Here is a 23,178-nt window from a genome sequence, read left to right on the forward strand (position 1 = left end):
ATGATGGACACCCCGAACACGCTAAAAAAAGACGACCACCTGTTGGACGACCTGGAGTCGATCCGTCAGTTGCTGGGTGATGACAACCTTCAACCGCCGTTATTGACAGAAACCGTCAATGGCGACGTGCAGATCCCCTTGTTGTTCGACATGGTCGGCGCCAAGCCGGTTGAGCCGCTCGAACCGCAACCTGCGCCGGCCCCACCGGTTGTCGAAGCGGCGCCCGCTGCCGCGCCTGCCGAAAAAACCCCGGATGCCTTGCTGCTGCACCTGGACAACGAACTGCGCGCCGCCGCGCAACTGATCATGCAAGACGTGATCGACGACTTCGCCCCGCATATCGAAACCGAGATCAAGCGCCGGATGGATGCGCGGATGGAACGGTTGCTCAGCCAGTACCAGAATTAGCGCCCCTGTAGGAGCGAGCTTGCTCGCGAAAAACGTCAATGATGGCGCGGACATCCTGAATGAACGCGCGGCCCTTCAGGTTTTCGCGAAGCAAGCTCGCTCCTACCCCTCGCCCCTATCCCCCGTTATACTTGCCGGCTTTCCTGAATTAATGCCAACTAGGGTCCCGCCGCGCATGGATAAGACCTACCAGCCGCACGCTATTGAAACTTCCTGGTACCAGACCTGGGAGTCCGAGAATTATTTCGCTCCGCAAGGCGCGGGCGATTCCTACACCATCATGATTCCGCCACCGAACGTCACTGGCAGCCTGCACATGGGCCATGGCTTCAACAATGCGATCATGGATGCGTTGATCCGTTTCCGCCGCATGCAGGGCCGCAACACCCTGTGGCAACCGGGCACCGACCACGCCGGTATCGCCACGCAGATGCTGGTGGAGCGCCAACTCGAAGCCACCGGCCAGAGCCGTCACGACCTGGGCCGCGAGAAATTCCTGGAGAAAGTCTGGGAATGGAAGGACCAGTCCGGCGGCAACATCAGCCGTCAGATCCGTCGCCTAGGTTCGTCCGTCGACTGGAGCCGCGAGCGCTTCACCATGGACGACGGCCTGTCGGAAGCCGTGAAAGAAGCCTTCGTGCGCCTGCATGAAGACGGCCTGATCTACCGCGGCAAGCGCCTGGTCAACTGGGACACCAAGCTGCACACGGCGATTTCCGACCTCGAAGTGGAAAACCACGACGAGAAAGGCTTCCTGTGGAACCTCAAGTACCCGCTGGCCGACGGCGCCAAGACCGCTGAAGGCCACGACTACCTGATCGTCGCCACCACCCGTCCGGAAACCATGCTCGGCGATGCCGCCGTGGCCGTGAACCCGAACGATGAGCGCTACCAGGCCCTGATCGGCAAGTTCGTCGAGCTGCCGCTGGTCGGCCGCCGCATCCCGATCATCGCCGACGACTACTGCGACCCCGAATTCGGCACCGGCTGCGTGAAAATCACCCCGGCCCACGACTTCAACGACTACGAAGTCGGCAAGCGCCACAACCTGCCGCTGCTGAACATCTTCGACAAGAATGCCGCCGTACTGCCGGCCTGCCAGGTCTTCAATCTGGACGGCACGCTGAACGCGAGCATCGACGGCAAGATCCCGGCCGAATACGTCGGTCTCGACCGTTTCGAAGCGCGCAAGCAGATCGTTGCCGCCTTCGACGCCGCCGGCCTGCTGGTCAGCGTCGACGACCACAACCTGAAAGTGCCGAAGGGCGACCGCTCCGGCACCATCATCGAACCGTGGCTGACCGACCAGTGGTACGTGTCTACCAAGCCGCTGGCTGAGCCTGCGATTGCAGCCGTGGAAGATGGCCGCATCCAGTTCGTGCCTAAACAGTATGAAAACATGTACTTCTCGTGGATGCGCGACATCCAGGACTGGTGCATCAGCCGTCAGCTGTGGTGGGGCCACCGCATTCCGGCCTGGTACGACGAGTCGGGCAAGGTCTATGTCGGCCGCGACGAAGCCGAAGTGCGCGCCAAGCACAACCTCGGCCCGGACGTGGCGCTGCAGCAGGACAACGACGTACTGGACACCTGGTTCAGCGCGGGCCTGTGGACCTTCTCCACCCTGGGCTGGCCGCAGCAGACCGAGTTCCTGAAGAAATTCCACTCCACCGACGTGCTGGTCACCGGCTTCGACATCATTTTCTTCTGGGTTGCCCGGATGATCATGCTGACCATGCACCTGGTGAAGAACGAAGACGGCACGCCGCAAGTACCGTTCAAGACCGTGTACGTCCACGGCCTGGTGCGCGATGGCCAGGGCCAGAAGATGTCCAAGTCCAAGGGCAACGTTCTGGACCCCCTGGACATCATCGACGGCATCGACCTGGAAACCCTGGTGCAGAAACGCACCTCGGGCATGATGCAGCCGAAACTGGCGAAGAAGATCGAGAAGCAGACCCGCGACGAGTTCGCCGACGGCATCGCCAGCTACGGCACCGACGCCCTGCGCTTCACCTTCTGCTCGCTGGCGTCCACCGGTCGCGACATCAAGTTCGACATGGGCCGCGTCGAAGGCTATCGCAACTTCTGCAACAAGATCTGGAACGCGGCGCGCTACGTGCTGGATAAAGGCGAAGACTGCGGGCAGAACGGCGAAGAAGTCGAACTGACCCTGGCCGACCGCTGGATCATCTCGCAACTGCAGCGTACCGAAGCCGAAGTGACCCGCCAACTCGACCAGTTCCGTTTCGACCTGGCCGCGCAGGTCTTGTACGAGTTCATCTGGAACCAGTATTGCGACTGGTACCTGGAACTGTCCAAGCCAGTGCTGTGGGACGAAAATGCGCCGGTCGAACGCCAGCGCGGCACCCGTCGCACCCTGGTGCGCGTCCTCGAAGTGGCACTGCGCCTGGCGCACCCATTCATGCCGTTCATCACCGAAGAAATCTGGCAGCGCCTCGCGCCGCTGGCCGGTATCCAAGGCAAGACCATCATGCTGCAACCTTGGCCGGTGGCCAACGAAGCCCGCATCGATGAGGCTGCCGAAAGCGATATCGAATGGCTCAAGACCCTGATGCTCGGCACGCGCAACATCCGCGCCGAGATGAACATCGGCCCGGGCAAGCCACTGGCGGTGTTCGTGAAGAACGCCAGCGCCGAAGACCAGCGTCGTCTCAGCGAGAACGATGCGCTGCTCAAGAAGCTGGCCAAGCTCGAATCGATCACCGTATTGGCGGATGGCACCGAAGCGCCACTGTCGGCGACCGCACTGGTCGGCGACATGGAAGTGCTGGTGCCGATGGCCGGCCTGATCGACAAAGGCGCGGAACTGGCCCGTCTCGACAAGGAAATTGCACGCCTGCAAGGCGAAGTGCAGCGGGTCGGCGGCAAGCTGTCCAACGCGGCATTCGTCGACAAGGCACCGGCTGAAGTAATCGACAAAGAACGCGCCAAACTGGCCGAGGCCGAACAGGCCCTGGGCAAGCTGGCGGAGCAACATGCGCGGATTTCCAGCCTGTAAGGGCTAGCCGTGTGAAAAAAGAGACCTGCGGGTCTCTTTTTTTTCCTTTGCAAACCCGATCAATGTGGGAGGGGGCTTGCTCCCTCCCACATTTGATCGAGTTGACCTCAGGATGTGTGACAATGCCCACCACTTTGAGCCAACACCAGAATCATCATGACCGCCCCCAGCACACCGAAACCTCCGCGCAAGAAGCCCAAGACCGCCACCACGGCCAAACCCGTCGTGCCGCGCAAAGAGGCCAGCCTGCACCCGCGCAACCGCCACCAGGGCCGTTACGACTTCCCGGCGCTGATCAAGACCACGCCGGAACTGGCGCAATTCGTGATCATCAACCCCTACGGCAAGGAAAGCATCGACTTCGCCAGCCCGGACGCCGTGCGCGTATTCAACCGGGCGCTGTTGAAGTCCTTCTATGGCGTGCAGCATTGGGACATCCCGGCGGATTACCTGTGCCCGCCGGTGCCAGGGCGTGCCGACTACGTCCACTTCCTCGCCGACCTGCTGGCCAGCGTCAATGACGGCGAAATTCCCCGCGGCGCGCCGGTCAAGGTGCTGGACATCGGCATGGGCGCCAACTGCGTCTACCCGCTGATCGGCTACAGCGAATACCGCTGGCACTTCCTCGGCTCGGAAGTCGACCCCACCGCCGTCGCCGCCGCCAAGGCCATCGTGCAGTCCAACGGCCTGAACAAGGCGATCCAGCTACGCCAGCAAAGCAACCCCAAACAGATCCTGCTGGGCCTGCTGGAACCGGGCGAGCGCTTTGACCTGACCATGTGCAACCCGCCGTTCCACGCGTCCATGGACGAGGCCACCAAAGGCAGCGAACGCAAATGGCGCGCCCTGGGCAAGGCTGACCCAAAACGCAAGTTGCCGGTGCTGAACTTCGGCGGCCAATCGGCCGAACTGTGGTGTGAAGGCGGTGAAGCGCGCTTCGTGACGCAATTGATCGCCGAGAGCGCGCACTTTGCCCACAAGGTGTTGTGGTTCAGCACCCTGGTGTCGAAAGCCTCGAACCTGCCCGCGATCGAGACCGCGCTGAGAAAAGCCGGCGTGCTGCAAAGCCAGGTGGTGGAAATGTCCCAGGGCCAGAAACAGAGCCGCTTTGTCGCCTGGACCTTCCAGACCCCATCCGAGCAGCAGGTATGGCGCCAGCGCTGGGCGCGCAAAGACTGAGCCTAAATCCCGGGCAACAAAAAACCGTGCCCGGATCGCTCCGGCGCACGGTTTTTTTTTGCTGCGTCTTACTTGTTAACAGCGTCGGTCAGGCCTTTGGCCACAACCAGCTTGATAACTTTCTTGGCAGCGATTTCGATGGCAGCGCCAGTCGAAGGGTTACGGCCAGTACGGGCAGGACGCTCGGTCACTTTCAGTTTGCCAACGCCTGGCAGAGTGATTTCGCCGCCGTTTTCCAGCTGATCAGCAACAACTTGGCTCAGTTGGTCCAGCAGAGCGCGCACGGTGGTTTTCGGTGCGTCTACTGCTTCAGCCAGGTCAGCGATCAGTTGGTCTTTAGTAATAGCCATTGTGGTGTTCCTTCCCTATCAAATTCATATGGATTGCAGAGTGCAGTGTCAGCCGTCGAGCCCGACCGTCAAGGCCTGGCATCCCCGGCTATAACCTCGGAGATCGGGGTTATAGATGCTTGAAACGAGGATTGGTTCGACCTGACAAATACTGAATGCACGCTTAACGCCGAGTCTTGGGCGTAAGACCGGGCAAAACTAGCACAGAGACGGGGAAATATCCGCTTCTACCTACCCATTTGGTCAGCTTTATCGCTCTAAACCGTGAAAAAAAGGCATATGGCCCGTCGGAGGCCTTCCAAAACACCTTCAAAGCACGTCTTGGCCAATGGGTGCGGTACACTGGGCGACTTTTCGGGGAGGCCAACCGCTCCCCTATCAACCAGCCGAGAAGCCTATGCCGATCCGTCATTGCATCGTCCACCTGATCGACAAAAAACCCGACGGCACACCCGCAGTTCTCCACGCCCGCGACTCCGAACTTGCCGAGTCGGCCGCGATCGAGAACATGCTTGCCGACCTCAACGAGAGCTACAACGCCAAACAAGGCAAGGCCTGGGGTTTCTTCCATGCCGAGTCGGGCGCGCACCCGTTCAGCGGCTGGTTGAAGGAGTATTTCGACGGGGGCCAGGATTTCACCACGTTCAGCCGCACCGCCGTCGAACACCTGCAGAAGCTGATGGAAGAGTCCAACCTGTCCACCGGCGGCCACGTGCTGTTTGCCCACTACCAGCAAGGCATGACCGACTACCTGGCCATCGCCCTGCTGCACCACAGCGAAGGCGTGGCGGTCACCGACGAACTGGACGTGACGCCATCGCGCCACCTGGACCTGGGCCAGTTGCACCTGGCGGCGCGGATCAACGTGTCCGAGTGGCAGAACAACAAGCAGTCCAAGCAGTACATCTCGTTCATCAAGGGCAAGAACGGCAAGAAAGTCTCGGAGTACTTCCGCGACTTCATCGGCTGCCAGGAAGGCGTCGACGGCCCGGGCGAAACGCGCACCCTGCTCAAGGCGTTCAGCGACTTCGTTGAAAGCGAGGACCTGCCGGACGAAACCGCCCGCGAAAAGACCAAGACCCTGGTGGACTACGCCAGCAGCCAGGCCAAGCTCGGCGAGCCAATGGGCCTGGAAGAATTGTCGGGGTTGATCGATGAAGATCGGCCTAAGGCGTTCTACGACCATATCCGTAACAAAGACTACGGCCTGTCGCCGGAGATCCCGGCCGACAAACGCACCCTCAACCAGTTCCGCCGCTTCACCGGGCGCGCCGAAGGGCTGTCGATCAGCTTTGAAGCGCACCTGCTGGGCGACAAGATCGAGTACGACGAAGCCGCCGGCACCTTGATCATCAAGGGCCTGCCGACCCAACTGACCGACCAGCTCAAGCGCCGCAACTGATGCTCGGCGGGGTCCTTAAAAAAGTCCTGCTGGTGTTGCTGGTGGTGGTGGCGATCCAGAACTGGGGCAAGGTCGAACGGCTGTTCAACCCGTCCCAGGTGGTCCCGGAGCAAACGCGGGCTTCGGCGCGCGTGGTGCTCTACTCCACCGAGTGGTGTGGCTACTGCAAACAGATCCGCCGCTTCCTCGACCAGAAAGGCATTCCGTACCAGGCGCTCGATATCGAAAAAGACGCCCAGGCGCGCAAGGCCTATGAAGCGTTGGGCGGCGGCGGGATTCCGTTCGTGGACGTGAACGGCACGTTGATTCGCGATTACAGCCCCGAGAAGATCATGGCGGCGCTGAAGTAATCAGCGCACCACGATCAGCCGCCCCAGCAGCGTGTGCTGCTCGAACCCCAGCACCGCTTGCAAGCCATTCAGCACGGCTTGCGGATCGTTGCTCGGGAAACTGCCGCTGACACGCCGGGAGCCCACTTCGTCGTTGAGCAGCAGGATGCGCCCAGGGTAGTAACGCTGCAGATCCTCGATCACCTCGGCCAGCGGTGCCTTGTAGTAGTTGAGCCAGCCGTCGCGCCAGGCCAGGCGAGATTCGCTGTCGACCGCGTGCAGGGGCTCGGCCACGCTCTCGGCGTAGCTCATTTGCTGGCCCGCCGTAAGAATTTGCTGCGCACCCTGCTTGGCCGGCGTGACGCCGACCCGCCCCGACAACACTGTCACCTGCGCGCCCGCCGGTTGCAGACGCACTTCGAACTGCGTGCCCAGCACCCGTGTTTCACCACTGCCCGCGCCCACCACAAATACCGCGCCGGTGTGAGTCACGCTGAAAAAGCCCGCGCCGCGCCGCAGTTGGACATGCCGCTCACCTTGGCTGAAATCCACGGCGATGGCGCTGTCGGCATCCAGGGTGACGCGGGATTGATCGGCCAGGGTCACGGTTTTCACCTCGCCCGGCGCCGTCACGTAGTCCGCCCCCAGGTCATCGACCCAGCGCGACGGTTGCCAGCCGCCGCCCATGCACACCATCAACACCAGGCACGCGGCCATGGCCAGGGCGCCCACCCCGCGCATGACCCGTGAGCGCTGCGAGGTGTGCATCGCATTCAGGTAGCCGTGTAAGGCCAACGCGTCTTCGTCCGCCAGTTTACGCGCCGGCACTTCGCTCAACTCCCATAACACCTGGGCCTGGGAATAGGCCTCGACGTGTGCCGGATCAGCCCGCAGCCAAAGGCTGAAGGTGGCCTGGTCGCCGCTGCTGGGCTGGTCGTGCAACAGGCTCAGCCAGGCCAGTGCGGCCTGTTGCTGGTCGGGCGTGGGAGTGACATTCACGGTGCTTTCCCTGGCGTGCGTGGAGGCGATGGCTCGCGAAGGCTGGCTTTGCAGGCTTCGAGGGCACGCATCATATGTTTTTCCACGGCACTTTGGGACAGCCCCATGGCCTTGGCGATTTGCGCGTATTTGCGGCCATGGATGCGGTTGAGCAGGAAGATCTGGCGGGTGCGCTCGGGCAAGCTGCGCAAGGCCGCCTCGACGTGGCGCAGGTCGTTGCCGGCCTCCAGTGCAGCCTGGGGTTCGGAGCCTTGATTGTCCTGCTGCTCGGGCAACCAGCCTTCGTTGCTGCGCACCCGCGCGCCTTCGCTGCGCAGGTGGTCGATGGCGATATTGCCGGCGCAGCGCAGCAGGTACGTGCTGAGTTCTTCGACCTGCACCAGCGGCCGGCGCCAGAAGCGCAGGAACAAGTCCTGCACCAGGTCGGCTGCAGTGGCACGACAGCCCACGCGCCGGCTGACCAGCGCTTCCATCTGCGAACGCTGGGACAAAAACACCTGCAGGAAATGCGCGCGCCCACCCGCCGCGTCCGCGTGCGGGCTGTCCTGGGGTTCCGGTGGCGTACTGATCATCATGCGCGGCTCACAGGGTGGCAAAGGCTGCGACGGGACCGGCCAGCAGGCCGACGCCCGCCAGGCTCAAGGCCAACCTCGGCCAATACGGCAACAGCAGCACCAGCAGCAGCGCGCTGAGCATCAACACCGCGCACCACTCCACCAGGCCTTGGGCCCACCCCGAGGCAGCCACCGCTGGCCAGATCGATAGCGTCAAGCCCCCCCCACCGACCGCGCGCAACCCCAGGCGGCGGCGCGGCGACGGCTTGCTGCGCAGCAGTTCGCCATGGTGACGGTCGGTGGACAGGCACAGTGCGGTAAACCCGACGTAGCACATCAGCCATGCAAGCAGCATTCAATGCGCCTCCGGTTTGAGAGTGAGCGCGCGCGCCCGTTCGGCCTTGGGCTGGGGCGCCGTGCGGTGGTGCATCTTCCAGGCGGCCCAGGCGAGGAATACCCCGCTGCCCAGGCACGTCAGGTCGAAGCCGGCCATGGCCCAGTCGCCCGTCGCCAGTGACACGCCCAAGTGGTGCGAGGTGGTCAGCGCGTTGAGCGCAGGGATCGCGCCAAACAACAGCGCGCCAACGCTCAGTTGCTCGACCCAGGCCTGGCGCCCTCGGCGCAGCATGGCGTGCAACAGGCTCAGGCCCCACGCGATAAAGAACATTTGCACTTCCCAGTCGGCGCGCTGGGCGAAGCTCACCGGCAACAAACGGTTGGCCCAGAAGAACGCCGCGATGGCGATCAACAACCCGGACATGCTGGCGATATTGAGCACTTCGACCAGGCGCAGCTCAAACGGCATGCCGCCGGTTTTGGCGTGCTTGAGCTGGCGCTTGCCGAGCCAGATCACCAGGCCGGTGCCGATCATCGCGGTGCCCGCCAGCCCACAGATAAAGTACAGCCAGCGCAACACCGGGCCGGCGAAACGGCCCATGTGCAGGCCATAGAAACTGCCACCGATCGCCGCCGGCAGCGATTGCTCGGCGCTGACCCGCAGCCGCTCGCCGGTACTGCCGTTGAACGACACGGTGCTGCCGAAATCATGCACCACGCGGTCGGCGCCGGCGCGGACCACATTGACCGAGGCATTCGCATCACTCGGGTTATTCACCACCAAGCGCCCGACATGCCCGCCCGCCCACTGCGCCCGCGCCTGTTCGTACATCGGCAGCAACGGCAACAATGTGCCGGGCTGGCCCAGCGCCGGGGCGTTGTCGGTGGCGGGGAACACCTCGTTGAAGAAGGCCCGGCTGTCGTTGCCGTAAGAGGCCACGATCGGGGCCGGCATGACCATGCTCATGAAGATCACCAGGCTGCTGTAGGTGATCATCAAATGAAACGGCAGCACCAGCACGCCCACGGCGTTATGCCCGTCGAGCCAGGAGCGCTGGCCCTTGCGGGGGCGGAAGGTGAAGAAGTCCTTGAAGATTTTTTTGTGGGTGATGATGCCGGTGATCAACGCGACCAACATCACCATCGCGGCGAAGGTGGATAACCAGCGGCCCCAGGGGTACGGCATTTGCAGCTGGAAGTGGAAGCGATAGAAGAACTCGCCGCCCATGCTTTCGCGGGCTTGCACGGCTTGGCCGCTGACCGGGTCGAGGACTTTCTGGATGAAGTTGCCGCGTTTGCCCGGGTCGACCTTGTCTTGCCACATCACCGACAGGCCAGGGTCGCGGCTGTTCGGCAAGGTGATAATCCAGCGCGCGGCGGTGGGCGCCTGCCGCTGCAGGTAGGCTTGGGCCACCGCGAGGCTGCGCCCATCGTCCAACGGCCTGGCCTGCACTTCGGGCTGGGTCCAATGGCTGATTTCATCCTTGAAATACGACAAGGTGCCCGTCAGGAAAATCGCAAACAGCAGCCAGCCAAAGATCAGTCCGGCCCAAGTGTGCAACCAGGCCATGGCCTGGCGGAATCCTTCTTTCATGTGCGTGCCATCCATACACCCACACCTGCCAGGGTCGCGAACAACGCGCTCGGCAGCATCACGCCACACCATGCACGCCATGCCGTGCGGCAGGCAAAGCACCACAGCACCGCCAACAGGTAGAACACAAACGAACTCATCATCCCGGTGATCACTGCGTCGGCGCGGGACGTGGGCAGCCACAGCGCCAGGCAGACGGCGGCCAGAGACGCCATCAGATAGCCGCCGACCACAGCGGCCAATGCGCGTGACGTGACAGCGAGGCGGTAAGCGGCGGGAAGCGAGGTTTTGCTTTTCATGCGGGGAGCGCCAGGTTCATCAGAGCGCAATATTAATGATAAATATTCTCATAAGCAAAAGAGAACGGATGAATCACCTGCTCGAAGGCGTGAGATCTAGCTGCCCGCCAGGCAACTCGGGGTGCCCGCGACCAGGGCGTCGATGGCGCAGCGCGTCTTGGCCGGCATGTGCGCCGCGGTGGGCCAGATCACATGGATCGGCGCGGGTTGCTCGCGGTAGCTCGGCAGTACCGCTTCCAACTGCCCGCGCAGCACATAGTGCGCGATCAGCCAGCTCGGCAACCAGGCCAGGCCCACGCCAGCGATGGCGGCATCGGCCACGGCCTGGAGGTCGTCCATCATCAGCGGCGAGGCGACCCGCGCGCGGTGCGGGCGGCCTTGGGCATCATTGAGTTCCCACTCCAGGCGCGGCGCATTGCAGCGGTAGGCAATGCCGCGGTGCCCGGCCAAATCTTCGAGACACTCGATTCGACCGACGCGGCGCAAATACGCCGGCGCCGCCGCCAGGCCGATGGCCTGTTCGCCCAGGCGCCGCGCGCTCAAGCGGTCGGTGTCGGGTAACGCGCCGATTCGCACCGCCAGGTCGAAGCCTTCCTGGGCCACGTCGATCAGCCGGTCAGAAAACGAAATATCAATCTCCAACTGCGCAAAACGGTCCAGCAAGCCCCACAACGCCGGCGCCGCGTAGTGATGCCCGAAAGCCAGCGGCAAGCTCGCCCTCAAGCGCCCGCGAGGCTGCTGCCGACCGCTTTCGAGCACGGATTCGGCCGCTTCCAGCTCGGCCAGCGCGCGCAGGCAATGCTCGTAATAAGCCTGCCCGTCCTCAGTCAACCGCTGACGGCGGGTGGAGCGCTGCAACAGGCACGTGCCCAGGCGCGCCTCGAGGCGCGCCAAGCCTTTGCCCACGGCCGAACGGGTGAGGTTCAGCCGTTCGGCGGCTTCGGTCAGGTTGCCGCTCTCGACGATCTGCAGAAAGAGTTCAACGCCATCAAAACGTGGGGTGGCCATGCTGTAATTGTCGCCTTTGATTCCCTGATTGAAGGAAAACTTGTCACGAATAAAGAATCTACTTCCCGCGAGAATGACACGCTCCACCTCTCGAAAGGAAGACCCCATGCCTCCCGCCGTCGCTGTATCGGCTGTCAGCCCATCAAGCTCCGCCAGAAACGCGCTCGCCCTCACCGCCGTGTGCCTGGTGGCGCTGATGTTCGGCCTGGAAATCTCCAGCGTGCCGGTGATCCTGCCCACGCTGGAACAACAATTGGGCACGGGTTTCCAGGATGCCCAATGGATCATGAACGCCTACACCCTGGCCTGCACCAGCGTACTGATGGCTGCCGGCACGCTGGCCGACCGCTTTGGCCGGCGACGCATGCTGGTGCTGTGCCTGTGGCTGTTTGGCTTGGCCTCGCTGGCCTGCGGGCTGGCTGAAGACGCGTCCCAGCTGATCACGGCGCGTTTCGTCCAGGGCGTGGGCGCCGGGGCGATGATGATCTGCCAGTTCGCGATTTTGTCGCACCAGTTCCGTGAACCGGCGGCGCGGGCGCGGGCTTTTGCGGTGTGGGGCGTGATCGCGGGCCTGGGCCTGGGCTTCGGGCCGATGGTCGGGGCGTTGATCCTGGCGGTGGCGGACTGGCGCTGGGTGTTTCTCGTACATGTGCCGCTGACCTTGCTGACTCTGGTGCTGCTGCATGTCAGCGTGCAGGAGTCGCGCGACCCGGCCAGCCATCGCCTCGATATCGCCGGCATGCTCACCTTGACGCTGTCGGTGTTTGCGTTGGTTTATTTCATCACCCAAGGCACCGAGAATGGCTTTGGCGCACCGGCCATGCTGGGCTGGGCCGGCCTGTCGCTGGCCGCGCTGCTGCTGTTCAGCTTGATTGAGCGGCGCAGCGCCCATCCGATGTTCGATTTTTCGGTGTTTCGCATCCAACGCTTCAACGGCGCGTTGATGGGGTCGATCGGCATGAACTTCAGCTTCTGGCCGTTCATGATCTACCTGCCGTTGTACTTCCAGGCGGGCCTGGGCTACGACACCCTGACCACCGGCAGCGCCCTGCTCGCCTATACCCTGCCCACCTTGCTGGTACCGCCGCTGGCCGAACGCCTGGCCCTGCGCTACGGCGCCGCACGCATCATCCCGCTGGGCCTGGGGGTGATGGGCACCGGCTTTCTGGCCATGGCCGCCGCCAATGGCGCCGCGCATCCAAACATCGTGCTGGTGCTGTTCAGTTGCGCGATGGCCGGCGTGGGCTTGGCGCTGACCAACTCACCGACCACCAACACCACCACCGGCTCGGTCTCGGCGGATCGCGCCGGCATGGCCTCGGGTATCGACCTCAGTGCGCGGCTGATCACCCTGGCGCTGAATATTGCGCTGATGGGTTTGGTGCTCTTGCTGGGGATCAGCCATCAACTGGCCGAAGTGCTGCCCGAAACCAGCGCACTGGATTGGCCCGCGATCAGTCAGCACATTGCAGCGGGCAAGCTGGAAGTGCTGAGCTCGATGGGGCTGGCGCGCGCGGATGCCCAAGCGGCGCTGCGCCACGGCGCAGGTTGGGCGATGTTGTTTGCGGGCGTAGGGGCGTGTGGGTTGGCGTGGTTGAGCGGGTATTTTTTCCGACGCAGCAGGTAAACAAAAACGGGCCTGCATCTGCAGGCCCGTTCTCAGTGGGGAATGAAAAAACTGTCAGCTGTTAATTGCAGCGTTTTCGTTTTCCAGGAATTCCTCTTCAAGCGCGTCATCATTCACTTTGTTGGCCGGCACATTTTTCGCGGCAGCGCGTGGCTTGCCTTGCAGTTTGCCGAACAGGTGTTCCAACGCATGGTCCAGCTTGGTCGCGGCACCGTCGATCGCCAGTTCCAGCGTATCGGCTTTATGCAGCACCGAAAGCGGTTGATGGCCCTTTGGCCGTGCTTCCAGGCGGCAGCTTAAATCGTGGGGACCGGGCTTGTCGCCGTTCTCATCCCGCAGGTAGACCTCAACGCGGGTCAGGTCTTCTTCATAACGTTCGAGCGTGCTTTCAATGGTATTACGTACCCACTCCTCCAGTCGGATGCTGCTTTCAATATGGTTATCGCTATTGACTTGGATTTGCATAGTTCTTCCCTTATTTCAGCTAGCTCGCGAGAGGTCACAAACTGCAACACCGGGGTGGTGAAACCATGACCTCTTGATTACACAATTGAGCAGTCAGAGAAACAATTCAACCCCTTTGCAAAGATAAATCCCACATTACAAATTAACCCTGACTACAAGCAAAAACGCTGGTAGGGTGGGGAGTTAGTTACATCTTCCTATGCCCCGCAATCTTCATCGTTGCCCCGCGCGTGCCTGCTTGCGCCGCCGACCAATCATGCACCGCATTCTCGCTATTGCCCTGAAACAAAGCACGACGCCAACCCATGTGGGAACCGGCTCGCCCGCGATAGCCGTCTCTCAGCCGAGGATTCATGAGCTGATCCCCCGCAATCGCGGGCCAGCCCTCTCCGACAGGTGTGTTCCAGCGTCAGACAGGTCGCTGTACGGCACGGCCCTTGCTGTACAGCTGATGAGGCAAACGGATGTTGTGAACCCTCAGCGACGGAGTGGCCGGTGGTCAGGCAACGCGAACTAATCCAGACCTCGGTCGTCAATGACTGCATGTTCTTATCAGGCGGTAACGCACCATGGACAATCCTTTTCAGATCATCACCGACACCTTCACCCCACAATACCGGGTCAACCTGAGCATCCAGCGCCTGGATGGCAGCATCATGCTGACCCTCTCGAATGAGCAGGGCGTGGTGGTCAAGCGCATGATCAGCGCCGCACAACGCAACGACCCGCAACGGCTCAAGCGCCTGGTGCAAAGCATCCAGTTCGGCATTGCCATCGAGCAGGGCCACAGCGCCATGGAAATCCTGGCAGTGATGACGGACGGGGACAGTCACAAGCTGTTGCAGCGACCGCCCACCCGCGCCCAGCCCTTGAGCGCCAGGCTTTAAAGCTCGCCTTTCTCTGTTTCAGGGCTCTCGCCCTTGCGGTGCGGGCCTTGCACCTTCACCGAGGGAAACGCCGACGACGCGTAGCGCACCACCAGAATCGAGAACGCCAACAACAGAATCCCGCCGCACAGGTAGATGATGCCGATGTCCGGCGGGTTGTGGTGGGACACGTTGGAGATCAGCAGACGCGTCAGCGCGGTGATCGCCACGTAGATCAGGAAGCGCACCGGCATGTGGTTGGTCTTGAAGTAAATCCCGACCATGGCGCCCAATTCCAGGTAGATGAACAACAGCAAGATGTCATCGATCTTGATGTGCCCGTTCTCCAGCATCCCCAGAAATTCCATCACCGCCGCCCAGGCGGTCACCGCACCGATAGCGAACAACGCCAGGTAGTGGAACGTCTCGACAAACAGATTGCCCAGAGACTCGGCCAGCCCGTGGACATTCTGACGCAGCTTTTCGGCCCAATTGATTTTCACGATGATGCTTCCTTAGGTCGGCTCGACCGGATAGTGCCGCTTGGACGTGACGGTTGTTCTGCATGCAGAAAAAAGGCCAGCGGCAGGGGTAAGATGATGGCGGGGTGACATGAGACACTCCAAACCTGTATTTCCGGGCTACATTAAAAAACTGCTACCCAAACCCCACGGTTTGGCTTACCCTTTTAGCTGTATATAAATACAGTAGTCGCAAAAGACAACTATCGTGAAGGCATGTGAGGTGGTGAATGGCCGTCGAAGTGGTATACCGCAGCAGCCGAGATCTGGAGCGTTTGTTCATGGATAAAGCCGAAGCTGACCGTCATGACAAGATGCTTGAACTCGCTGAGTTGCTCGCAGAAGTGTTGCAAAAAGCCGTGCCGTCGTTGAGCGAGCAGCAGGTTGAAGAGGCCGGGATCTACATGGCGAAAAACCGCGATGTCTTTGCCAAGGCGTTCAAGAGCCAACCGGACGCGCTGTCCGAGTTGCTGAACCCGCCGGCGGAATAAAGCCCGAATTGAACAGGCCCTGAATCGATGATTCAGGGCCTTTTTAATGCGTGGGCTAGCGGTAAAGCAGGCGCTCGGCCAGTTCATCGGCGACCCGTGCGGGGGAGCGTTTTTCGGCCTGGGCGTGGGCGAAGATTTCGGTCAGGCGCGTGCCGATGTTCGACAGGTGCGCGGTGATGGTCGGCAGTTCGGCGCCGCTGTGTTTGAGGGCGACGTAGATCAGGCCACCGGAGTTGATCACATAGTCCGGGGCGTAGAGGATGCCGCGCCCTTCCAACTGGTCGGCGACTTGCAGGTTGGTCAGTTGCGCACTGGCGGAACCGGCCACGGCGGCGCAACGCAGTTGGCCGACGCTGTTGCGATTGAACACGGCGCCGAGGCCGCAGGGCGCGAGGATGTCGCAGGGGGTGCTGAGCAAGGCGTCATTGGCGATCGGGTGTGCGCCGAGTTGCTCCATGGCCAGTTGCACTTTGCCTTGGTCGATGTCGCTGACCAGCAGTTCGGCGCCGGCGGCATGCAGTTGTTCGGCGAGGGCGTAACCGACGTTGCCCAGGCCCTGGATCGCCACGCGCAAGCCTTCGAGATTGTCGCTGCCCAGGCGCGCCATCGCGGTGGTGCGGATACCGGCGAATACGCCCATGGCGGCATGGGGCGCAGGGTCGCCGGCGGCGGTGGTGCTGGTGACGAAGCGGGTTTGCTGGGCAATGCAATCCATGTCGGCCACCGAGGTGCCGCTGTCGATGGCGGTGATATAGCGGCCATCAAGTTGCTCGACACATCGCCCGAAGGCTTCAAACAGGGCTGCGCGGCTTTCCACATGGGCGGGGCGCAGGATCACGGCGCAACCACCGCCTACCGGCAAACCCGCCAGGGCGGCCTTGTAGCTCATGCCTTGGGCCAGGCGTGCGGCGTCGGCCACCGCGCTTTCGTCGTCGGGATATGCGAGGTAACGGCAACCACCCAGGGCAGGCCCCAGGCGGCTGTTGTGGATGGCTATGATCGCCTTCAACCCGGTCGTCGGGTCGATGCTTAGGTGCAGCGATTCAAGGCGGGTGCTGTGCATGAGAGCAAACATCGTCAAGCTCCCGAATCACTTCTGGTGTCGCCAAGTATAGGCCTGCGGCAGAAAACTGCCGAAGTGCGCGGGAATAAGCCACCCGGTTTTGCGGGGCCTGCGACATAAGCAAGTAGGATATCTCTCAAGCTACTGGACGAAAATTCTCAGCAAGGCTAAAACGGGAGCATCCGCCGGAGAATGCAATGAACCCCCGTCACGCCTTTTTCGCCTGCCTGGAACGTTCGCCCCCTGCGCTGTTTGAAGCTGCGCTGTGGATTGCGGCCGAGCATGACCCAACGGTGCAACCGCTGTTGATCCTGCAGGAGCTCAACGTGCTGCAACAGCAGGTCAGCCTGGGCATGCCCCTGTTGCCGGCGGATGAGCTCGGCCAGCCGTTGCTGCGACGCCTGAATGACCTCGGGTTCGCCCAGGATGACTTCACCCCGCTGCGCCCCGCCGCCGCGCTGCTGGACAAGGTGTTGCAGCGCAAGCGCGGACAACCCCTGGCCATGGGGCTGATCGCGATGGAACTGGCGCAACGCCTGAATATCCCGATGGTCGGCGTCAACTTCCCCGGCCACTTCCTGCTGCGGGTACCCGGCGCCGATCACCTGCTCGACCCTTGCGGCGGCCGACGCCTGTACCCCAACGATTGCCGCGAACTGTTGCAACGCCAATACGGCCCCGACCTCAAGCTGCAAGCCGACCACCTGCGCACCGCCAGCCCACGCTCGATCCTGCAACGACTGTCGCGCAACCTGCGCCAGTTGTACCTCTCCAATGACGACCCGCTGGCCGCCCTGGTCGACGCCGAGCGCGTGCTGGAACTGGGCCATGCCAGCGCCGCCGATTACCTGGCGCGGGCCAGCCTGTATCAACGCCTGGACTGCCCAAGCGCCGAGCGTTTCGACCTGGAGCACGCGCTGCTGCTCAGCGAAGACCCGATCCAGCGCCTGCGCCTGACCCAGCGGCTGGGCCACTTGCCGCCCAACTCGGTGATTCACTGAACACAACGAGCGCGTCTAGGGTGTATCAGGCTGGTTGGCAGGGTGCGCCTGGATAAACGCCGGATGCTGCGCCGCCAAAGCCGCCACCCGCCCGATACGCGGATACCCCGCCAACGCCACCTTGAAGCGCTCGGCGGCATACAGCTGCGGAATCAGAAACGCATCCGCCAGCCCCGGCTGCTCGCCAAAGCAAAACCCGTGATCGCCAATCAACTGCTCGACCGCGTCCAAGCCCTGGCTGATCCAATGACCGATCCAGGCCAGCACCTGGGTTTCATCGTGGCCCCACTGGCGCAACAGGTTCTGGGTGCTGGAGTTGTGCAGCGGGTGAATGTCGCAGGCGATGATCGACGCCACCGCGCGCGCATGGGCGCGGGCTGCCAGGTCCTGGGACAGCAGCGGCACCTGTGGATAACATTCCTCCAGGTATTCGATGATCGCCGACGACTGGATCAACAGTTCGCCGTCATCGGTGCGCAGCGCCGGGACGCGACCTTGTGGGTTGATCGCCAGGTACTCCGGCTGGCGATGGGCGCCGCCCGCCGGCGCCACAAGGTTGACCGGCACGGCGGTGAAGTCCAGGCCCTTGAGCGCCAGCGCGATCCGTACCCGGTACGACGCGGTAGACCGATAGTAAGTGTAAAGCTCCATCGCCCTGCCCCTCAGCGCGCCGCGACCACCGTGCCACGGCATTCGCCGAAGCCGATGGAGGCAAAACCGTCACGGCTGCAACGGCCGCGCAGGATGATTTCATCACCGTCTTCGAGGAATTTACGCACCTCGCCCGACGCCAGTTCAATTGGCTTCTTGCCACCCTCGGTGATCTCCAGCAGGCTGCCGAACTGCCCCGGCTGCGGCCCGGACAAGGTGCCCGAACCGAACAGATCGCCGGCCTGCAACTGGCAGCCATTGACGCTGTGATGCGCAACCATTTGCGCCACGGTCCAGTACATGTACTGGGTGTTGCTCAGGGTCAGGCGCTGGGCCGGCAGGTTCTGTTCACGCATCGACGCCGTGGTCAGCAGCACCTCCAGCTCGATATTGAACGCGCCCGCCGCCTGATCGCCTTGATCCAGCAGGTACGGCAGCGGCTGCGGATCGCCTGCGGGACGAGCCGGTTGTGCCTGGCGGAACGGCGCCAGCGCTTCGGCCGTCAGCACCCACGGCGAGATACTGGTGATAAAACTCTTCGACAGGAACGGCCCCAACGGCTGGTACTCCCAGGCCTGGATATCCCGCGCCGACCAGTCGTTGAGCAGGCAGAAACCGGCAATGTGCTCGGCCGCCTCGCCAATGGCAATCGAGTCGCCCATGGCATTGCCCTGGCCGATCCAGATGCCCAGCTCCAACTCGTAGTCCAGCCGCGCGCAGGGGCCGAAGGTCGGCTCGGTCTGGCCGGCCGGCAGGGTCTGGCCTTTGGGGCGGCGCACCTCGGTGCCGGACGGGCGAATGGTCGATGCACGGCCGTGATAACCGATCGGCACGTACTTGTAGTTGGGCAGCAGCGGGTTGTCGGGGCGGAACAGTTTGCCGACGTTCTGCGCGTGTTCGATGCCGACATAGAAGTCGGTGTAGTCATTGATCTTGGCGGGCAGGTGCATCTGGCAATCGGCGGCGCGGTGCAGCACTTCGGCCTCGCGTGCTTGCAGCGGGCTGCCCTCCCCGAGCAATGCCAACAGGCGCTCGCGCAAGGCCACGCGCGGGCCACGGCCCAGCTCGAAGAACGCGTTCAACTGCCCGCCGGCAGTGGCATCGACGGCGCGCAGCGCTTCACCGTCAAACGCATCGCGGGCGGCCAGCAGGTCGAGAATGCAGTCACCGATCGCCACGCCACTGCGCGGCGCCGCGCCGTTGATGCTGAACACCCCCAGCGGCAGGTTTTGCAGGGGAAAATCACGATGACCGTTGGCGCTGGTGACCCAACTGCGGGCGAGCGTTGATTGCGTCATGGGTTATCTCCGGTTCGGGTCGAAGGTGACGGGCAGCGAGGCCCAGCACGCATCATAAGCAGATTGTAGTTGCGGGCAGTCCAGGGCGAAGCGCGTCGGGCGCAGCACTTGGCTGGTCTCGAACATGAACGCCATGGTGTCGTCGATCTTGTGCGGGGCCAGCTCGACATTGATCGCCTTGGTGCAGGTCTCGCCATCCGGGCCGTGGGCGCTCATGCAGCTGTGCAACGACGCGCCACCGGGCAGGAAGCCTTCGGCCTTGGCGTCGTAGGCCCCCTGGATCAGGCCCATGTATTCGTTCATCAGGTTGCGGTGGAACCACGGCGGCCGGAAGGTGTTCTCGGCCACCATCCAGCGCGGCGGGAAGATCACGAAATCGAGGTTGGCCAAGCCATGCACGCTGGTGGGCGAGGTCAATACGGTGAAGATCGACGGGTCGGGGTGATCGAAACTCACCGTGCCGATCGTATTGAACCGACGCAGGTCGTATTTGTACGGCACGTTGTTGCCATGCCAGGCCACGACGTCGAGGGGCGAATGGTCGAGTTCGCAGGCCCACAGTTCGCCGAGGAATTTCTGCACCAGGGTCGTCGGCTGCTGGCGGTCTTCGTAGTGGGCAACCGGGGTCAGAAAATCACGCGGGTTGGCCAGGCCGTTGCTGCCGATCGGGCCGAGGTCCGGCAGGCGCAGCGGGGCGCCGTGGTTTTCGGCGACATAACCGCGCGCCTGCGCATCCAGCAGTTCGACACGGAACTTCAGGCCGCGTGGCAGCACGACGATTTCCAACGGCTCGACCTCCAACACCCCGAGTTCGCTGGCGATACGCAAGCGGCCCTGCTCGGGCACGATCAACAGCTCGCCATCGGCGTTGAAGAACACGCGCTGCATCGAACGGTTGGCGCCGTAATGGTAAATGCTGATGCCCGACGGTTGCTCCGCCCCGGCATTGGCCGCCATGGCGACCAGGCCATCGATGAAGTCGGTCGGCTCGCTCGGTATCGCCAATGGGTCCCAACGCAGCCGATTCGGCGTCACCGCGCCCAGCGGCCCACCAGCCAGTTGTCGCTCCAGTTTGACGAACGCCGGATGATGGGCCGACGGCTGGATGCGATACAGCCAGGTACGGCGCGCTTCACTGCGCACCATGGTGAAGGCCGTGCCGGAGAAGAGTTCGGTGTACAGGCCGTAAGGCGCTTTTTGCGGGGAGTTCTGGCCGACCGGCAGCGCGCCGGGCAGGGCTTCGCTGGCGAATTCATTGCCGAAGCCCGAGAGGTATTCGAGGTTCATGGATCATCCTCTGACGGAAGTTGTTTTTATCGTAATCCAGTTACGCATAACGTAATTTGATCGCTGTCGACCGTCAAGCTATAAAGACGCCCACTCATCTCTCGGATTCCCGTTGCCCCATGGAAAAGCCCCGCGACACCGGTAAACAGAAAGTCCGCTCGGCCGAAGTGGGCACCGACATCCTCAAGGCCCTGGCCGAACTGTCGCCCTCCACCTCGCTGTCGCGCCTGGCCGAGCATGTGCAGATGCCGGCGAGCAAGGTTCACCGCTATCTCCAGGCCCTGATCGCGTCGGGGTTCGCCGAGCAGAACAGCGCCACCAACCATTACGGTCTGGGTCGCGAAGCGTTGCGCGTAGGCCTCGCCGCACTGGGCAGCATGGACGTGCTCAAAGTCGGCGCCCTGCCCCTGGCCGAGCTGCGCGACGAATTGAATGAAACCTGCTTCCTGGCGGTGTGGGGCAACCAGGGTGCGACCGTGGTGCAGATCGAACCGGCGGTGCGCGCGGTCACCGTGGTGACGCAGTTGGGTTCGGTGTTGCCGCTGCTCAGTTCATCCACCGGGCTGGTGTTCAGCGCCTTTTTGCCAGCGCGGGAAACCATCGAATTGCGCGAGCGCGAGATCCAGGCGGGCATCGCCCACGCTCTGGCGGACGACCAGGCCTACGCCAGCGCCTGCGAACAGATCCGCGCGCGTGGCTTGCACTTTGTGCATGGCCTGCTGATGCCGGGTGTGGATGCGTTGTCGGCGCCGGTGTTCAACGCGGTCGGCCAGGTGGCGGCGGTGATGACCGTGGTCGGCCCCACCTCGCTGTTCCATGCCGATGAAGACGGCCCGGCGGCGCAGCGCCTGCTGGCGGCGACCCGGGCGGTGAGTTGGCGGATGGGCTACCAGCCCTGAGTCAGTCGCGCCATTGCGTCAGGGCGACCGCCAGGCGGTTCTCCAGAGCGCGGACCGGTGCGGCGTCGCTCAGGTAGTTGTTGCTGATCATCGAAAACACCAGGCGCCGCCCGTGGGCGTCGGTGAGGTAACCGCTCAATGACGACACGCCGCCCATGGAGCCGGTCTTGGCATGCAGGTTGTCTTGCGCCGGCGTGCCGCGCAGGCGATAACGCAGGCTGCCGCCGCTCATGCGCGCGGGGTTGCCGGCAATCGGCAAGGCGTTGTACCACGCGTCGAACCAGGGTTGCCTGGACGTCGCCAGCAGCAGGTCGGTGAGCGTCTGCGCCGACACCAGATTGCGCCGCGACAACCCCGAACCGTCCACCTGATTCAGGCTCGCCGGGTCCAACCCCTGGCGCCGCATGAAGGCCGCCACCGCCGCCACGCCCGCCTGCGCGGTTCCGGCGTTCGTGGTCTGGCGGCCCATGGCCTTGAGCAAGGCTTCGGACATGTTGTTGTTCGAAAGTTTGAGCAGCGGCGTGATCAGTTCCTGCAACGGGGCCGATTGATGCTCCGCCAGCAGCCGCGCCGTCGCCGGACTGCTGCCCCCGATCACTCGACGGCCCAGCACCTGGATGCCCTGCTGCGCCAATGCCTGTTCAAACAGATTGGCCACCAGTTGCGTCGGTTCCCACACACTCACCCATTGCCGGCTGTGCTTGCCCGGCGCCAGCGCGCCCGTGAGTTGCAGCAGGTTGGTGCCGTGCTGGCGCGTGATCCCATAGCTGTTGCCGGGGCCGCTCACCGCGCGGTTGCTCAGTTGCACGTAATCGGTCGCCGGGTTGATCGCCACACTGACCGGCTGGCCGGGGCTCATGGGCGCGGTGGCGGTGACCATCAAGGTGCCCGCATCAAAATCAGAATTGGGTGACACGGTCAGCGCCGAAATCTGCGCGCCGTAGTAGGTGCTTTCATCGTCCTGAGCCCAATCCACGCCGAGGCGCTGTGCATCGAACCAGCTGTCGTCGAACACCAGGTCGCCCTGCACCTGACGCACGCCCTGGCTCGCCAGTTGCGCGGCGAGTGCCTGGTAATCGGCGAACTGCGTGGTCGGGTCGCCCAGGCCGCGCAGGTACAGGTTGCCGTTCAGGCGTTCGCCTTGCTGCGTGCCGTTGCTCAGCAGTTGGGTGGAAAACCGATACTGCGGGCCCAGCACGTCCATCGCCGCTGCGGTGGTCAGCAGCTTGAGGTTGGAGGCCGGCACCAGCCGCGTGCGCGGGTTGTGTTGATAAAGCGTGTTGCCGCTGCGGGCGTCGCGCACCACGAGTGAAACCGTGGCGCCATTGAGGGCCGGGTCGGCCAACAGGCGGTCCAGGGTTGAAGGGCCGGCGGTCGGCGCAACGCTGGCGCAGCCCCCCAATAAAACGCTCAAGCCGACCAGCATCGCGCTGGTGTGTAACCCTCGTGCAAACCGCATCAGTACCGTTTTCCGCAAAGCCGTCAGTGGCGGCAACGCTAACAGCTCATGCCGTTTGTGGCGAGAGAGC

General features: G+C 63.0%; 24 protein-coding genes. 10 read left to right on the forward strand and 14 right to left on the reverse strand.

Translation table 11 applies throughout. The annotated features are described in order from the left end of the window. Positions 1-3: 3 nt before the first annotated feature. The 3 genes from C8K66_RS21770 to rlmF all read left to right on the forward strand — a co-directional run bounded on the left by C8K66_RS21770 (position 4) and on the right by rlmF (position 4,609). The gene (locus C8K66_RS21770) at positions 4-408 is read left to right on the forward strand and encodes a hypothetical protein (protein WP_057004308.1); all 405 of its coding nucleotides are present in this window, start codon (positions 4-6) and stop codon (positions 406-408) included. Positions 409-583: 175 nt separating this feature from the next. Beyond that, on the forward strand, positions 584-3,430 hold the full coding sequence (locus C8K66_RS21775; RefSeq protein ID WP_108525908.1) for a valine--tRNA ligase: 2,847 nt from the start codon (positions 584-586) through the stop codon (positions 3,428-3,430). Between the two features lie 156 nt (positions 3,431-3,586). Further along, complete coding sequence (gene rlmF / locus C8K66_RS21780) at positions 3,587-4,609, forward strand: 23S rRNA (adenine(1618)-N(6))-methyltransferase RlmF (protein ID WP_079442914.1); 1,023 nt, start codon at positions 3,587-3,589, stop codon at positions 4,607-4,609. A gap of 68 nt (positions 4,610-4,677) precedes the next feature. Here the strand turns inward: rlmF and C8K66_RS21785 are convergent, their stop codons facing one another. Further along, a complete protein-coding gene (locus tag C8K66_RS21785; RefSeq protein WP_003188840.1) occupies positions 4,678-4,959 on the reverse strand; it encodes an HU family DNA-binding protein in 282 nt (93 codons plus the stop codon). A 397-nt stretch (positions 4,960-5,356) separates the two neighbouring features. Between C8K66_RS21785 and yejK the strand changes: the two genes are divergently transcribed. Together yejK and C8K66_RS21795 are read left to right on the forward strand one after the other, a co-directional pair. Next, positions 5,357-6,361 carry a nucleoid-associated protein YejK gene (gene yejK, locus C8K66_RS21790; protein WP_017844533.1) on the forward strand — a complete coding sequence of 335 codons (1,005 nt, stop codon included), beginning with the start codon at positions 5,357-5,359 and terminating at the stop codon, positions 6,359-6,361. Then, positions 6,361-6,711, forward strand: a complete 351-nt coding sequence (locus tag C8K66_RS21795) for a glutaredoxin family protein (protein ID WP_017844532.1) — start codon at positions 6,361-6,363, stop codon at positions 6,709-6,711. The genes yejK and C8K66_RS21795 overlap by 1 nt, the downstream gene beginning before the upstream one ends. On the opposite strand, the gene C8K66_RS21800 is transcribed toward C8K66_RS21795, so the two are convergent. The 6 genes from C8K66_RS21800 to C8K66_RS21825 all read right to left on the reverse strand — a co-directional run bounded on the left by C8K66_RS21800 (position 6,712) and on the right by C8K66_RS21825 (position 11,480). Next, entirely contained in the window at positions 6,712-7,689 is a 978-nt protein-coding gene (locus C8K66_RS21800) for a FecR family protein (protein WP_108525910.1), read from the reverse strand. It lies immediately after the preceding gene. Then, positions 7,686-8,264, reverse strand: a complete 579-nt coding sequence (locus tag C8K66_RS21805) for an RNA polymerase sigma factor (RefSeq protein ID WP_017844530.1) — start codon at positions 8,262-8,264, stop codon at positions 7,686-7,688. Before C8K66_RS21805 ends, C8K66_RS21800 begins: the two co-directional genes overlap by 4 nt. A gap of 7 nt (positions 8,265-8,271) precedes the next feature. Then, on the reverse strand, positions 8,272-8,598 hold the full coding sequence (locus C8K66_RS21810) for a DUF3325 domain-containing protein (RefSeq protein ID WP_108525912.1): 327 nt from the start codon (positions 8,596-8,598) through the stop codon (positions 8,272-8,274). Beyond that, a complete protein-coding gene (locus C8K66_RS21815) occupies positions 8,599-10,173 on the reverse strand; it encodes a PepSY domain-containing protein (RefSeq protein ID WP_108525914.1) in 1,575 nt (524 codons plus the stop codon). After that, a complete protein-coding gene (locus C8K66_RS21820) occupies positions 10,170-10,472 on the reverse strand; it encodes a DUF3649 domain-containing protein (protein WP_046384598.1) in 303 nt (100 codons plus the stop codon). Before C8K66_RS21820 ends, C8K66_RS21815 begins: the two co-directional genes overlap by 4 nt. Before the next feature lie 96 nt (positions 10,473-10,568). Next, a complete protein-coding gene (locus C8K66_RS21825; RefSeq protein ID WP_026139741.1) occupies positions 10,569-11,480 on the reverse strand; it encodes a LysR family transcriptional regulator in 912 nt (303 codons plus the stop codon). Positions 11,481-11,586: 106 nt separating this feature from the next. On the opposite strand from C8K66_RS21825, the gene C8K66_RS21830 reads away from it, so the two are divergent. Continuing rightward, complete coding sequence (locus tag C8K66_RS21830; protein ID WP_057004301.1) at positions 11,587-13,107, forward strand: MFS transporter; 1,521 nt, start codon at positions 11,587-11,589, stop codon at positions 13,105-13,107. A 54-nt stretch (positions 13,108-13,161) separates the two neighbouring features. Here C8K66_RS21830 and C8K66_RS21835 read toward each other — a convergent pair whose 3' ends face one another. After that, positions 13,162-13,572 (reverse strand): HPF/RaiA family ribosome-associated protein, encoded by a 411-nt coding sequence (locus C8K66_RS21835; protein WP_046384600.1) that lies wholly within the window; start codon positions 13,570-13,572, stop codon positions 13,162-13,164. A 569-nt stretch (positions 13,573-14,141) separates the two neighbouring features. Between C8K66_RS21835 and C8K66_RS21840 the strand changes: the two genes are divergently transcribed. After that, positions 14,142-14,459: a DUF3509 domain-containing protein gene (locus C8K66_RS21840; protein ID WP_046384602.1), complete on the forward strand. Its 318-nt coding sequence runs from the start codon at positions 14,142-14,144 to the stop codon at positions 14,457-14,459. Here the strand turns inward: C8K66_RS21840 and C8K66_RS21845 are convergent. Then, positions 14,456-14,941: a phosphate-starvation-inducible protein PsiE gene (locus C8K66_RS21845; RefSeq protein WP_046384603.1), complete on the reverse strand. Its 486-nt coding sequence runs from the start codon at positions 14,939-14,941 to the stop codon at positions 14,456-14,458. The genes C8K66_RS21840 and C8K66_RS21845 overlap by 4 nt on opposite strands. A gap of 248 nt (positions 14,942-15,189) precedes the next feature. On the opposite strand from C8K66_RS21845, the gene C8K66_RS21850 reads away from it, so the two are divergent. Beyond that, entirely contained in the window at positions 15,190-15,450 is a 261-nt protein-coding gene (locus tag C8K66_RS21850) for a YebG family protein (protein WP_010564043.1), read from the forward strand. Positions 15,451-15,505: 55 nt separating this feature from the next. Here C8K66_RS21850 and C8K66_RS21855 read toward each other — a convergent pair whose 3' ends face one another. After that, entirely contained in the window at positions 15,506-16,525 is a 1,020-nt protein-coding gene (locus C8K66_RS21855; protein ID WP_017848678.1) for a Glu/Leu/Phe/Val dehydrogenase dimerization domain-containing protein, read from the reverse strand. A 185-nt stretch (positions 16,526-16,710) separates the two neighbouring features. Between C8K66_RS21855 and C8K66_RS21860 the strand changes: the two genes are divergently transcribed. Then, the gene (locus tag C8K66_RS21860) at positions 16,711-17,514 is read left to right on the forward strand and encodes a SirB1 family protein (RefSeq protein ID WP_046488617.1); all 804 of its coding nucleotides are present in this window, start codon (positions 16,711-16,713) and stop codon (positions 17,512-17,514) included. A gap of 15 nt (positions 17,515-17,529) precedes the next feature. Here the strand turns inward: C8K66_RS21860 and maiA are convergent, their stop codons facing one another. From maiA to hmgA, 3 genes are read right to left on the reverse strand one after another with little or no spacing between them, the layout of a single operon-like run. Continuing rightward, positions 17,530-18,165 (reverse strand): maleylacetoacetate isomerase, encoded by a 636-nt coding sequence (maiA, locus tag C8K66_RS21865; RefSeq protein ID WP_057004295.1) that lies wholly within the window; start codon positions 18,163-18,165, stop codon positions 17,530-17,532. Between the two features lie 11 nt (positions 18,166-18,176). Continuing rightward, the gene (gene fahA, locus C8K66_RS21870) at positions 18,177-19,463 is read right to left on the reverse strand and encodes a fumarylacetoacetase (protein ID WP_108525916.1); all 1,287 of its coding nucleotides are present in this window, start codon (positions 19,461-19,463) and stop codon (positions 18,177-18,179) included. 3 nt (positions 19,464-19,466) lie between these two features. Then, a complete protein-coding gene (gene hmgA / locus C8K66_RS21875; RefSeq protein ID WP_046488623.1) occupies positions 19,467-20,750 on the reverse strand; it encodes a homogentisate 1,2-dioxygenase in 1,284 nt (427 codons plus the stop codon). Between the two features lie 119 nt (positions 20,751-20,869). Here hmgA and C8K66_RS21880 point away from each other — a divergent pair, with 119 nt between their 5' ends. Continuing rightward, entirely contained in the window at positions 20,870-21,649 is a 780-nt protein-coding gene (locus C8K66_RS21880; protein WP_046384607.1) for an IclR family transcriptional regulator, read from the forward strand. A 1-nt stretch (position 21,650) separates the two neighbouring features. Here C8K66_RS21880 and dacB read toward each other — a convergent pair whose 3' ends face one another. Then, complete coding sequence (dacB, locus tag C8K66_RS21885; protein ID WP_108525934.1) at positions 21,651-23,108, reverse strand: D-alanyl-D-alanine carboxypeptidase/D-alanyl-D-alanine-endopeptidase; 1,458 nt, start codon at positions 23,106-23,108, stop codon at positions 21,651-21,653. Between the last annotated feature and the right edge of the window lie 70 nt (positions 23,109-23,178).

This window comes from Pseudomonas sp. GV105, from assembly GCF_003058185.1.
GTDB classification, from domain to species: domain Bacteria; phylum Pseudomonadota; class Gammaproteobacteria; order Pseudomonadales; family Pseudomonadaceae; genus Aquipseudomonas; species Aquipseudomonas veronii.